This is a genomic window from Microbacterium sp. H1-D42 (genome assembly GCF_022637555.1).
Lineage (GTDB): Bacteria > Actinomycetota > Actinomycetes > Actinomycetales > Microbacteriaceae > Microbacterium.
This window is the reverse complement of the sequence record NZ_CP093342.1, coordinates 2,756,133-2,767,912: the sequence shown is the minus strand read 5'-3', so window position 1 is coordinate 2,767,912 and position 11,780 is coordinate 2,756,133. Positions and strand designations below refer to the sequence as shown.

Below are 11,780 nucleotides of genomic sequence, written 5' to 3'. Positions count from 1 at the left end.
TCAGCCGCAGCCGGGCGTGCTGAGCTCCACCGGCGTCTCACGCACCATCGGCGTGTGGCGCACCTCGAGCGGACCGTATTCGCCCTTCGCGCCGTGGAACTCCACCGTCACGGTGTGCTTCTGACCGGGATCGTTGTAGACGGGCACCATCACCGCTGGGCGGCCGAGGTGCGGCAGAGACTTGCGGCTCTGCTCCGCGCCGTCGACGGTCACCGTCGCCGACGTCGCACCGACGGGACCGTAGAACACCAGGTTGGTCGCGACGCGCCCCTTCTCGAAGTACTTCGCCGGGGCGATCGAGCGCGGCAGATCCGGGGCCATCTCGGGGGTGACCGTGTTGGTCAGCGTCGCGGTGAGCGCGAAAGTCGGCGCGTCGGGTGCCGTGCACTGTGTGGTCTCGGCGGCGACGTCGAGCTGCATGTAGTAGTCGAGCTTGCTCTGGGTGAAGTCGTTCACGTACACGGCCAGCGCCGTGGAATCGTCGTTGGTGCTGGGCAGCTTGCCGGACAGCTTCGATTCAGCGACGAGCTTCGCCTCGTCCTCGGTGGCGGGCTGGTACATCAGCCGCCCCTCGTCGACGGCGCGGGTGAGGCTGTCGAGCAGCTGCTTCGGCTCGACGTTGCCTGCGGTCAGCACGTCGAAGACCGATTTCGCGGATGCCGCGAAGATGGCATCCTGAGCCGCCGGCTCGTACTTCCAGTACACCTCGTTCAGCAGGAACGGCACCGCGTTCTCAGCGGTCAGCGTCAGCGGCTTCTCAAGCGGGTACAGCGTCTGACCGTTGAACTCGATCGGGTCGTTCGGCACGACGGCAGGGCCGGTGGCCTTCAGCAGGTAGCTGAGCGCCACGGGATCGAACGACACGACGGCGTCGATCGGGGTGCCGAACTCCTCGGCCCACCACGACCGCACGATCGCGGCCGACTCTGTGAAATCGGGCGTCATCGTGGCATCCGAGATCCAGCGGGCGACCTTGTCGCCGTACAGCGCCTTCGTCTCGGGCGTCAGCCCCGCGACCGGGTCAGGGCGCCCGTTCTTGAAGTTGCCACTGGACGCCTGCTGGCCGATCGAGATCTTGCCCTTGTCCACGGTGATCATCACCAGCGCCGCGGGGTTGCCGCCGGTACCGCGCGACTCGGCGTTGTTCTGGAAGATCATCAGGTAGTTGCGGGGTGCCTCCGCGCCGAGCGCGGTCGGCAGCACTCCGAGGATCTCAGAGGCGGGCGCGAGCATCGGCTGCAGTTCGTTGACGGTGCCGGTGAGCTGATCGAGCGCTCCGCTGACCTGCGGGATGAGTGCGTCGCTGTCGATCGTGCCGAGATCGTCGGATGCTGCATTCACCGCCTTCGTCGCCTGAGTCACCACGGATTGCATCTGCTCGATGCCGGCCAGGTCGATCGCCCCGTCCTTCGGCTTGAGCGCGTCAAGGGAGAGCTCGGTCGCCGGCGTCAGCGCGTCGCGAACCAGGTCATCGGTCACAGCGGCGGCCGTCCGCACGGCGTACAGGTTCGGGCCGGCGACAGGCACCCATTCCAGGGCCTTCCACACACCGTCGTCGGTCTGCTTCTTCGCCTCGCCCGTCAGCGTGGCAAGCTGCGCGGTCACGGCCTTCGCGTCCTCGGTGTCGCCGGCGAGCACAGCATCCGCCGCCTTCGATGCCAACGGCATCGCCTGCTCAAGCGAGCCCTTCGCCGACATCGCGCGGTCGTACACGTGCTTTCCGGCGATCGCGCCGACCACCGCGATGACGATCAGCAGCAGCAGGATGCCCATCGGGATCCAGAAGCGGAAGCTGCGCAGCAGGGGGCGGCGCACCTTCTCAGGGCGCCGCTCGTCAGTCGTGGTCATCAGGTCATCGTATCCGGCAGGTGTCCTGCGAAACCGTGAGCGGTCAGTATGCTCCACGGCTCTCGACGACGGCCCGCACGGTGCGCCAGATGATCACCATGTCATCGGCCAAAGACCAGTTCTCGACGTAGTACAGATCGAGCCGCAGGCTGTCTTCCCACGAGAGATCCGACCGGCCGCTGACCTGCCACAGCCCGGTGATGCCGGGCTTGACCAGCAGACGTCGCTGCGCCCAGGCCTCATAGTCGCTGACCTCGCTCATCAGCGGGGGGCGTGGGCCCACCAGCGACATGTCACCGCGGATGACGTTCAGCAGCTGCGGCAGCTCATCGAGGCTCAGGCGGCGCAGTGTGCGCCCGATGGGCGTCACGCGCGGATCGTCGCGCATCTTGAAGAGCATGCCGTTGCCATCGGATGCTGCCAGCAGATCAGCCAGCTGAGCTTCGGCCCCCATCACCATCGAGCGGAACTTGAACATCGTGAAGGTGTGTCCGTCGAGGCCGACCCGCTGCTGCCGGAAGAGCGCAGGGCCGCCATCGGCACGCACCCGCAGCGTCAGCATCAGCAGCAGCGGGCTCAGCAGCACCAGGGCCAGGCCCGAGACGATGATGTCGAAGGCTCGCTTGGTGATGTACCTGGCGCCGGTGAACTCGGGGGAGTCGACGTGCAGCAGCGAGAGGCCGGCCACAGGGCGGGCGTGCAGGCGTGGGCCCGCCACGTCGGTCAGCGCTGCGGCGACGACGAGCTCGATGCCCCGTGACTGCAGATCCCACCCGAACTGTCGCAGCTTGGCCGGCGAGATCAGATCGGATCCGCTGTACACGACGGTGTCGACCTGCGCGTGCTCGACGGCGGCCACGACATCGTCGAGGCTGCCGATCATCGGCACGCCAGGCAGAAGCTCGCTGCCGTCTCGTTCGGTGATCGCGGCCGAGACCACGATGCCCGCCGTGCGGTCACGCTGCAGTTCTCGCGCGACGTGCAGCGTCTTGCTGTGCTCGCCGACCACGACGGCACGTGCGAGGAAGCGCCCGTGTGCGCGCTGCCGACCCAGCCACTGGCGCCACGCCCAGCGGCTGGCCACCAGCGCTGCCAGACCGACTGGCAGAGCCAGCAGCAGGTAGCCGCGCGCGACATCCACCTGCAGCAGGAAGGCCGCGATCGCGAACAATCCGAACATGCGCAGGCTGGCATCGAGGACGAGACGGTATTCGTCCCAACCGCCCCCGACCCGCTGCTGGCTGCGCGTGCCGAGCATCTTGAGGCTGCCGAGCCAGGCGACGACGACGAGCACCGACACGAAGGTGTACGCCAGCCCGAATCCGCCGCCAGAGATGCGCGGGATGTGCAGATCAGCGGCCTGTCCGAATCGCAGCTGCTGCGCGCCGAAGACCGCCGCGATCACGATGAGAGTGTCGGTGACCGCGAGACGGCGGCCGTAGGCACGCTGCCATCCGACCGGCCGCGTGGCCGTTGCCACGGGCGCAAGATCGATCGAGCGACGCGGGGTCGCTGAAATCGCCCTGCCATGATGTCCACGCAGAACGAAGTCCCCAGAAAACGCCACAACCCCTCCCCAGAGGATCGGCACAACAAACTTGACTCACATCCCTGCCCCAGCAGGGATCAGCACCGCTTCGGATCGGCGGCGCTTATCGGACTTCGCCCCAGACGGAGTCCTTGGTTGATCGTAGCCGTGTTGGGCGCGAATCGGTAGTGACAGAATCGCGGTTCTGTCCGTTCGCTCTTCGGCTACAGCCCGCTCCACCGCGAAGCCGGCCACAGGATCACCGTCGCGCGGCCGACGACATCCTCGTCGCGCGCCCACAGCCAGCATCCGGGATCGGCGTCGCGTTCTCCACGACATCGATACGCGCTGTCGGCCGAGCTCGAACGATGATCGCCCAACACCAGGTACGAGTCCTCTGGAACAGTCACCTCCGGCAGGCACCGCGGTGAGATCGGCGTGGTCGTGCAGTCGAGCGTGCCCGGGTCGAAGGCGAGGTCCTGATAGATGTACGGCTCATCGAGCGGCTTGCCGTCGACGATCAGCGCACCCTCGGCCGTGCAGCACGACACCGTCTGCCCAGGCCCGGCGATCACCCGCTTGATCAGAGTGTGCGGCCCGGACGGCCCGAAACCGCTCACCTCGCCGATCCAGCGAAACGCCTTCTTGAGTGGGCCCTCGTCATTCGAGCCCCACTCGCCCCAGGTCTCGTCGGCATCGAACACGATGATCTCACCCGTGCTCGGGTGCGCGTCGCCCGCATACGCGAGCCGGTTCACCAGCACGCGATCATCGATCTTCAGCGTCTGCTCCATCGACCCCGACGGCACCCAGTACGGCTTCGCGACGAACGAGAGCACGAGGCCGACGACGACGAAGGCGAGCACGAGATGGAACAGCGTGCTGCCTGTGATGCGCCGCCACATCGGTCGCGGCTGCTGCTCGACGTCGGTCATGCCCCTATCCTGCCCTGCGAACCGCACCGTGCCGCAGATGCGGCGCTCGGTCGACGATCAGCGGAAGTCGACGAGCCCCGCATGAGCAGCGGTGACGAGAATCTGCACGCGGTCGCGCAGCTGCCACTTCGACATGATGCGCCCGAGGTGCGCCTTGACCGTCCCCTCGGAGACGATCAGCGACTGCGCGATCTCTGCGTTCGACATGCCCTTCGCCAGCCGTTGCAGAACTTCGGTCTCGCGTTCGGTCAGTGCCTCGAGCGTGCCCGCGGAATCGCTCGTCGGCGCCGTGCTGCGCACATGCTGTACGAGCAGCGACGCGATGCGCGGCGAGAGCGAACTCGCACCGCTGTGCACCTCGCGCAACCCTGCGAGGATGCTCTCGGCGCTGGAGTCCTTGAGCAGGTAACCCGAGGCGCCGGCACTCAGCATGGGCAGCACGGTGTCGCTGCCGTCGAGCGTGGTCACGGCCAGGATGCGCACGTCGGGCCAGCGTTTTGCGATCGCCGCTGTCGCCTCGATCCCGTTCATCTCGGGCATCTGCACATCCATCATCACCACGTCAGGCAGATCGCGCTCGAGAAAGGCGATCGCCTCGCGTCCGTTCTCGGCCTGACCGATGACATCGACCTCAGGATCGCGCGCAACGAAGTGTGACAGCGCGGAGCGCACCAGCGGGTCATCGTCGACGATGAGGACTCGGATCTTGGGCATGCGTTGAGCCTAACCGTGCTGCCCAGAGGTCAGTTAGTGACTTAGACCTTTGGGCAATCAAGTGTGGACGTGAGGCAGATGTGCTCTCGTGGCCATACCGAGAGGATTAACACGTACTTAGACAAACGTTCACTTGTGGAGGTGAATCCAATGTCCATCTGGGAACAGCTCGCACGCTTCTTTGGTGCTATCCGTTGAGTCTATCCGTTGAGACTGTCGCGCAGTGGGTGATACTTGGGGCATGCCCTTTGGCCCGCTGACACGCGACGATCCGGGTCGCCTGCGGCTGACTCGCGGTGAGCGACTGACCACGCTCGAGCGTGTCGTCATGCTCGCGTTCCTGGTCGTCCTGATGGTGCTCGACATTTTCGGCGTGATTTTCACACCGGGAACGGACGTCACCGGATCCGTGCTGAGTGTCACCGCAACTGCAGTGTTCGTGCTCTACCTGTGGTGGCCGGCCACAGCCACCGCCGTCCTCGGACTCGTCTTCGCTGTCTCCGTCGTCGCGGGCAAGGACTCAGTCGTGCTCTTCGCGGCTGCCGTCGCCGCAGGCATGGTGATGCGCCTTGGCGGCACGGCACATGTGCTGCTGTACGGCGCCGGCTTCCTCGTCGCCACGGCCATCGTCGCCTTCGATGACACTGGTGACCCTGTCAACGTTGGTATCTACCTCTTGTTCGCTGCGGTGGCAGGTGCGATCGGATTCGCGCTGAGGCTTGCGTCTGCCCGAGGCGACAATCTGGAGCGTCAGCTCGCCAAGAGCGCCGAACAAGAGCGACAGGCGGTTCTCGCCGAGCGGCGATGGATCGCCGGCGAACTGCACGACAGCATCGCCCACCACCTCACCGTGGTGGCATTGCACGTGCAGATGCTCGACGACCCGTCTGTAAGCAAGGAGTCGCAGGATGCGATTCGCATCGCGGCACGCAAGGCGATGGCCGATCTGCGTTTCGTGATCGATCTCGCCGACGACGCGCCGCGCTCGACTGCCGTGCAGACCGGTGACCTCGACACAGCCATCACCGAAGCCAGCGCCGAGATCGAAGCGGCAGGACACAACGTGGTCGTGGAGGGCTCCTCCACCGACGAGCGGATTCCACGCATCGCCGAGATCGTGCTTGCCCGCATCGTGCGCGAGTCCACCACGAACATCCTCAAATACGCGGGACCGGGTGACGTCATCGTCCGCGTCGACACCGACGACGACACGGTCGCGCTGACTATGCTGAGTCCACTCGCCGCAACTCCCCGCCGGAATCTGTCGTCCAGCGGAACAGGCCTCAATCGCATGGCAGAGCGCGTCATCGGTGCCAACGGGGAGTTCGCCTCTGGCGTGGAGGGCGAGCACTGGCGAGTAGCAGCGCGCCTGCCGGTCACCTGAGTCGGCGTCCGCCGCGACAGATGTCTAGACGAAAGTCCAGTGCTGTTTCACCTTTTGACCGTACCGCCGGCACGAGTGCCCCGGATATCTTTAAAGCTCCCCAGTAACGGCGTCCCCAGCGCCACGATCGCGGGCGCACTTTCTTAGGCTTCTGATCTACTTGCGCCCGCGATCATACTGTTAACGGCCAGGATGCGGCCGGCGCACAAAGGCGCCGTGAGCTGGCATCCGTCGACCTTCGCGCCTGTGCTGCGCGCCGGCGTTCTGCGAACCTGCGCTGGGCTCCTGCGCCGCGCGAACCTGATGCGTCAACCGGCCGCGGCGTACTCAGCGACGGTGTCGTTCTTGAGCGCCTCCGACAGCGCGCCGAGCTTCTCCCAGTCGGGCAGCACGACCGACTGGTCGCCGATCATCCCGGTGCCGAGCGTCGGCGCGGTGAGGAAGATGATGTCGGTGCGGCCGACCTCGCGCAGGCTCAAGCCCAGCTGGGCGACGGTCGCGGCGTCGAGTCCGGCATCCACCGTCAGATACGGCGAGATCGCGTCGACCGACGCCGCGATGCGGCCGGGATCGGTCAGCGTCTCGCGGCTGAGCATCTTGTCGAGCACGCCCTTGATGAACGCCTGCTGGTTGCGCACGCGCTGGTAGTCGCCGTCGCTGAACGGGTACCGCGCGCGCACATACGCCAGCGCCTCGTCACCACGCAGGTCGATCACGCCCTTCTCATACGAGAAGCCCTCCGACTGGAACGCGATCGCGTTGTCGACCGAGACTCCGTCGAGCGCGTCGGTCAGACCTTTGAAGCCTTCGAAGTCGGTGATCGCGACGTGATCGATCGGCACGTCGATGATGCCCTCGATCGTCTGCACCAGCAGGGGCACGCCGCCGAACGCGAGCGCGGCGTTGAGCTTGTGCTCACCCTTGCCAGGGATCTCGACCCAGTTGTCGCGCATGAACGAGATGACCTGCACGTCTGAGCGGTCGGCGGGGATGTGCACGAGCAGCATGGTGTCGGCACGCTGACCTCGGATGCTGTCGAGCTCGCCATCCAGGCCGCTGCGCGAGTCGGAGCCGAGCAGCAGGATGTTGACGGCCTCGGGGTTGACCGCGGCAGGGCGGACAGTAGGGAACACCTCAGCCGTGGGGAGCGTCTCAGCCTTGTCGTACGAGGCGGACAGTCGCAACAGGTACGCACCGGCGACCGCAGCGATCGCGATCAGGATGCCGACGAGCACGAACACGATCACCCAGGGCCACCGGCGGCGGCGGCGCTTTGCCGGGGCAGGCTCGGTGTCGAAGATCGGGTCGCTCGTGGTCATTGAATCAGTATCGCGGGATGAGGCCGTGGAAGTGCTGGACAGCTCATTTCGGGGCAGTCCGTGACCGCCGGATACGATGTAACGCGTGACCGCCGTCGACCCGAGCCTGCCGCTGTCTCCGTACCGTGCGATCGACAGAGCCGATTGGGCGCGCCTCGCCGCAGGACTCGATCAGCCTCTGAGCGAGACCGAGGTCGTCGAGATCCGAGGCATCGGCGACCGGCTCGATCTCACCGAGGTGCGCGAGGTCTATCTGCCGCTCAGCCGACTGTTGAGCCTGTACGCCAGCTCGACCCGCCGGCTGGGCGCCGCCACCAGCGAGTTCCTGCAGGAGGACGACACGACGACGCCTTTCGTCGTCGCCGTCGCGGGTTCCGTCGCGGTCGGCAAATCGACCATCGCCCGCCTGTTGCGTGAACTGATGAGTCGTTGGCCCGGCACGCCGCGCGTCGAGCTGGTCACCACTGACGGGTTCCTGTATCCGAACGCCGAGCTCGAGCGGCGCGGGCTGATGGACCGCAAGGGTTTTCCGGAGTCGTACGACCGCCGCGCCTTGCTGTCATTCCTCACCGAGGTCAAGAGCGGCGCGGCTGAGGTGCGCGCACCGTTCTACTCTCACATGCGATACGACATCGTGCCAGACGCGCACGTCGTGCTGCGCCAGCCAGACGTCGTCATCGTCGAGGGGCTCAACGTGCTGCAGCCCCCGCCGGCCCCGAACGACGCTGCGGTCAGCGACTTCTTCGACTTCTCGGTCTTCGTCGACGCCGACACCGAGCACATCGAGCGCTGGTACATCGACCGCTTCCTCGCCCTGCGCAAGGGAGCATTCAGCAACCCGTCGTCCTACTTCAACGTGTTCGCGCATCTCACCGACGACGAGGCCGTGACGACGGCACTCGGCTACTGGAACGAGATCAACATGCCGAACCTCGTCGAGAACGTCATGCCCACCAAGCACAGGGCGACCCTGGTGCTGCGCAAGGGCGCTGACCACGCTGTCGAGTCGGTGCAATTGCGCAAGGTCTGAGCCGCATCGTATTTTCGGCCTTGCCGCACACCCCGGAAATCCGATAGCGTCGAGATCGCGTGTGTGCCCGAGGGCTCTGTGGGAGAGCCCAGTGCGCGCGCAGACTGGGGAGTCAGATGAACGACGTCGAGCGCGCCTCGAATCAGGAAATCAGCCGTCGCACCGTCACCAAGGCCATGGCCTGGGCAGCACCCGCGATCGCTGTCGCAGCCACGGTTCCGCTCGCTGCGGCGTCGTGCAGGGACACCACCAGCTTTGATGATCTGACGGTCGGTTCAAGCCCGAAGGCACTGACGTTCCAGCCGTCCGGAGTCACGGCCAACCTGGCGTTCGAGCGCAGTGTGACGGGGTCCGGGTGGAACCAACACCGTCCGGGCTGGGGTGACACCGGAAAGGTCGCGCGCACCTCTACCGCACCGCAGTGGAACTACCTCGAGATGCAGATGTCGGGTGAGGTCAAGAAGGACGACTGGATCGAGCTCACGATCACGCTGAGCGAACCGCTAACAGGGCTGTCGTTCATCATCCACGACATCGATAAGGACAGCTGGAATGACACTGTCGAGGTCTCACCTGGCGGCTTCACCTCTCAGCGCGGAACGAACATCATCGGCAGTGGGACGTCGGCGGATCGGTTCCGCCCGAAGAACGACGGTGACACGCCCATCTCCGGAGGCGCCGGCCGCGTGACGGTGAGCTGGCCAGGACCCGTGACGGTCATCAAGGTGCGCTACGTCGCCGGCAAGGACAGCAGCTCCAACCAGCACATCGGCATCGGCGACCTCAGCTATGACGCGTGCCTGCCGGCCAGCGGATCGCCCAAGGCACGGTCGCTGTCGCGTGAGTCCGGTCGCGTGAAGATCGACGCCACGGGCGAGGTGCCGGCCCCGGCACAGCTTGGTGCGGCGATCGACAGCTGATCACCGCACTGCGAAGCAGGCGTCCACCGGTATGGCCCCCTCCGCCGGTGGACGTCTTTCGTTTTCCTGCGGGGTCGTTCTTCTGCCACCGTTTTCGTTCGGATCCCTCGCAAAAAGCACGCTTTACGCTGTAATCCATGTGTGGAATCGTCGGATACGTGGGCCCGCGGCCCAGCCAGGACATCCTTCTCGCGGGCCTCGCCCGCCTCGAGTACCGCGGCTACGACTCAGCAGGCATAGCCATCATCGATGACGGCGGCGTGCTCGACATGCGCAAGAAGGCCGGCAAGCTGGCCGTGCTGCGCGACTCGCTGGCGGATGCTGCGATGCCCGACGGCACGACCGGAATCGGCCACACCCGCTGGGCGACTCACGGCGGCCCCACCGACGTGAACGCGCACCCGCACCTCGCCGATGACGGCAAGCTCGCGGTCATCCACAACGGCATCATCGAGAACTTCGCCGCCCTGCGCGATGAGCTGACCGCCGAGGGCACGACCTTCCTGAGCGAGACCGACACCGAGGTCGCCGCGGCCCTGCTGGGGCGCGAGTACCGGGCATCCGGAGATCTGGCGACGGCCTTCCGCTCGGTCGTGAACCGCCTCGAGGGCGCGTTCACGCTGCTCGCCATGCACGAGAGCCAGCCCGGCCTGGTCGTCGGTGCCCGCCGCAACTCGCCGCTGGTGATCGGACTGGGGGACGGTGAGAACTTCCTCGGCAGTGACGTCGCGGCCTTCGTCGAGCACACCCGCAGTGCGCTGGCGATCGGTCAGGACCAGATCGTCTCGATCACGCCTTCGTCTGTGACGGTGACGGACTTCGACGGCGTGACCGTCGAGGCGCAGCCGTTCGAGGTGTCGTGGGACGCAGCCGCCGCTGAGAAGGGCGGCTGGCCGTCGTTCATGGCCAAGGAGGTCGCCGAGCAGCCTGAGGCGGTCGCCAACACGATCCGCGGGCGGGTGCAGGACGACCAGGTCGTCATTCCAGAGCTCGACGGACTGGATGAGCTGTTCACGGGCATCCGACGCATCATCATCACCGCCTGCGGTACCGCCTCGTACGCCGCGATGGTCGGCAAGTACGCGATCGAGCAGTGGGCGCGCGTGCCGGTCGATGTCGAGCTGGCGCACGAGTTCCGCTACCGCGACCCGGTGATCGACGACGGCACGCTGGTCATCTCGATCAGCCAGTCGGGCGAGACCATGGACACGCTGATGGCGGTCAAGTACGCGCGCGAGCGCGGCGCTCGCACGCTGTCTGTGTGCAACACGCAGGGTGCGACGATTCCCCGCGAGTCGGATGCTGTCGTCTACACCCACGCAGGCCCTGAGGTCGCTGTCGCCTCGACCAAGGCATTCTCGGCGCAGATCACCGCGCTGCTGCTGCTCGGCCTGCACATGGGCCGCGTGCGCGGGGTTCTTCCCGCCTCGGCCTCTGACGTCGTCGCCGAGCTGCAGGAGCTGCCGGCGAAGGTGTCTCAGGTGCTGGCAGAGGAGACCGAGCACGTCACCCAGCTCGCCGGCTGGATGGCCGACACCCGCTCGGTCTTGTTCCTTGGCCGCCACGTGGGCTACCCGATCGCACTCGAGGGTGCGCTCAAGCTCAAAGAGATCTCGTACATCCACGCCGAGGGCTTCGCGGCCGGCGAGCTCAAGCACGGCCCGATCGCGCTGATCGAACCAGGTCAGCCGGTGTTCGTGCTGGTGCCGTCGCCGCGCCACTCCGCGCTGATCCACTCGAAGGTCGTCTCGAACATCCAGGAGATCCGCGCGCGCGGTGCCCGTGTGATCGTCGTCGCCGAGGAGGGGGATGCCGCCGTGCTGCCCTATGCAGACGAGGTCATTCGCATTCCGCTCGCCTCGCCGCTGCTCGAGCCGCTGCTGGCCGTCGTGCCGCTGCAGATCTTTGCCATGGCGCTGGCCACGGCCAAGGGCCTGGACGTCGACCAGCCCAGGAACCTGGCGAAGTCCGTCACCGTGGAGTGAGTTCCTCTCGTTTCGTTTTTCGGGAACGGATGCAGGACAGGACTCCACGACACGCGGACCGCCGCACCGCGAAATCCATCTGCAAGCGTTCAGATGACCTGCATCCGTTCCCAGACA

General features: G+C 66.2%; 9 protein-coding genes. 4 read left to right on the top strand and 5 right to left on the bottom strand.

All coding sequences use genetic code 11. The annotated features are described in order from the left end of the window. The 4 genes from MNR00_RS13170 to MNR00_RS13155 form a co-directional block, all read right to left on the bottom strand. Entirely contained in the window at window positions 1-1,848 is a 1,848-nt protein-coding gene (locus MNR00_RS13170; protein ID WP_241926371.1) for a DUF4012 domain-containing protein, read from the bottom strand. Window positions 1,849-1,891: 43 nt separating this feature from the next. Continuing rightward, window positions 1,892-3,328, bottom strand: a complete 1,437-nt coding sequence (locus tag MNR00_RS13165) for a sugar transferase (protein ID WP_241926370.1) — start codon at window positions 3,326-3,328, stop codon at window positions 1,892-1,894. Window positions 3,329-3,600: 272 nt separating this feature from the next. Further along, window positions 3,601-4,311, bottom strand: coding sequence for a signal peptidase I (gene lepB / locus MNR00_RS13160; protein ID WP_241926369.1), 711 nt, complete (start codon window positions 4,309-4,311; stop codon window positions 3,601-3,603). A gap of 57 nt (window positions 4,312-4,368) precedes the next feature. Next, on the bottom strand, window positions 4,369-5,025 hold the full coding sequence (locus tag MNR00_RS13155; protein WP_241926368.1) for a response regulator transcription factor: 657 nt from the start codon (window positions 5,023-5,025) through the stop codon (window positions 4,369-4,371). A 241-nt stretch (window positions 5,026-5,266) separates the two neighbouring features. On the opposite strand from MNR00_RS13155, the gene MNR00_RS13150 reads away from it, so the two are divergent. Next, on the top strand, window positions 5,267-6,409 hold the full coding sequence (locus MNR00_RS13150; protein ID WP_241926367.1) for a histidine kinase: 1,143 nt from the start codon (window positions 5,267-5,269) through the stop codon (window positions 6,407-6,409). A gap of 308 nt (window positions 6,410-6,717) precedes the next feature. Here MNR00_RS13150 and MNR00_RS13145 read toward each other — a convergent pair whose 3' ends face one another. Then, the gene (locus MNR00_RS13145) at window positions 6,718-7,728 is read right to left on the bottom strand and encodes an LCP family protein (RefSeq protein ID WP_241926366.1); all 1,011 of its coding nucleotides are present in this window, start codon (window positions 7,726-7,728) and stop codon (window positions 6,718-6,720) included. 85 nt (window positions 7,729-7,813) lie between these two features. On the opposite strand from MNR00_RS13145, the gene coaA reads away from it, so the two are divergent. The 3 genes from coaA to glmS all read left to right on the top strand — a co-directional run bounded on the left by coaA (window position 7,814) and on the right by glmS (window position 11,663). Then, the gene (coaA, locus tag MNR00_RS13140) at window positions 7,814-8,758 is read left to right on the top strand and encodes a type I pantothenate kinase (protein WP_241926365.1); all 945 of its coding nucleotides are present in this window, start codon (window positions 7,814-7,816) and stop codon (window positions 8,756-8,758) included. A 116-nt stretch (window positions 8,759-8,874) separates the two neighbouring features. Beyond that, entirely contained in the window at window positions 8,875-9,678 is an 804-nt protein-coding gene (locus MNR00_RS13135; RefSeq protein ID WP_241926364.1) for a hypothetical protein, read from the top strand. 137 nt (window positions 9,679-9,815) lie between these two features. Further along, window positions 9,816-11,663: a glutamine--fructose-6-phosphate transaminase (isomerizing) gene (gene glmS / locus MNR00_RS13130; protein WP_241926363.1), complete on the top strand. Its 1,848-nt coding sequence runs from the start codon at window positions 9,816-9,818 to the stop codon at window positions 11,661-11,663. The last annotated feature ends 117 nt before the right edge of the window (window positions 11,664-11,780 follow it).